This is a genomic window from Rhizobium sp. BR 249 (assembly GCF_047445895.1).
Taxonomy (GTDB): domain Bacteria; phylum Pseudomonadota; class Alphaproteobacteria; order Rhizobiales; family Rhizobiaceae; genus Rhizobium.
This window is the reverse complement of sequence record NZ_JARWKX010000054.1, coordinates 1-1,206: the sequence shown is the minus strand read 5'-3', so window position 1 is coordinate 1,206 and position 1,206 is coordinate 1. Positions and strand designations below refer to the sequence as shown.

The 1,206-nt window shown below is 62.5% G+C and carries 1 protein-coding gene; it reads right to left on the bottom strand.

Going from position 1 to position 1,206, the window contains the following annotated elements; genetic code table 11:
- Positions 1–20 precede the first annotated feature (20 nt).
- Positions 21–986: an IS110 family transposase gene (locus tag QD408_RS27110; RefSeq protein WP_414141427.1), complete on the bottom strand. Its 966-nt coding sequence runs from the start codon at positions 984–986 to the stop codon at positions 21–23.
- Positions 987–1,206 lie beyond the last annotated feature (220 nt).

The window sequence follows — 1,206 nt, the reverse complement described above, 5'->3', positions numbered from 1 at the left end:
AGCGGGGAGAAGCGCAACCATTAAGCTGAAGACCTTTGCGGCGGGGGATTTTTTACCCACGGGGTTTGGCGTTTGAGGACTGTGTTGGCGAAGATGATAAGTTTGCGCACACATGCAATGAGGGCCGTTCTGTGGGCTTTACCTTTTTCGACGAGGCGTCTGTAGAGCGCCACCAGCACCTCGTTCCAGCGCTGCGACGCCGGTAAGGCGGCATTGAACAGCGCTCTGCGCACGCGCGCCCGGCCGCCGGCGATATGGCGCTCGCCGTCACGCTGGCCGCTCTGGTCGTCATAAGGCGCCACGCCGGTCAGCGCGGCGATCTCCTGGCGGTCGAGCTTGCCGAGTTCGGGCATCAGGATGACCAGGGTGAGCGCCGTGCGCATGCCGATGCCATCGACACTTTCGATCAGGTCCAGCCTGCCGGCGAGGTCATCATGCTTGCGGATGGCGGTCTGCAGCCGGGCGAGCTCGGCCTTGCCACGCTGCTTGAGCCCGTCGATGGCTCGGTCGATTTCCTTGAGGATGCGTCGATCGGTGAAACGCTCGCGACGGGTCTTCAAGCAGGCTATGTCGGCCTCGATCTGCTCGATGTACAGCAGCCATTCGCCAAAGGCTGCCAGGCGGCTGTCGGGCGGTTGGCGCGACGCCGTCGACCAGGCGGCGCATTCTGCGATCAGGGCGGCGTCGAGCCGGTCGTTCTTGGCGCGGCGCAGCTTGTAGAGGCCGAAAGCACGGACCTGGCGCGGCTGCAGCAGGATGACCTCAAGGCCTCTCTTATGCAGATACGCAATGACGCCGCGCTCATAGCCGCCAGATGCTTCGATGCCGATCCGTTCGATCCCACGCTGCTTGAGCCAGTCGACCAACGTCTTCCAGCCTTCGGCGGTGTTGGGCACTTTCAGTCTGTCGCTCACCGGGTAGGTAGCGATGTCGAGCCACATTTTGCCGGTATCGATACCAGCGGCTTTCGTGATAATCTCAGCCATCCTTGTCGTCCCTGCCTTGCATACGAACCAGGTTGTTCCAGCAACCATTCGGGCCACGATGAGGAGCCGATCGCGATCCTGCTTCTCCCCAACCCTAAAGGTTCTGGTGGCTGCGATCCGACAATCGGCGCGCCTTTGGCCGGGCGGCCGCCCGGCCAAAGGCAGTCACCTTATACAACATCTCTTATGCAAGGTGGCCCGAAGGGTCGGATGAGGGGGC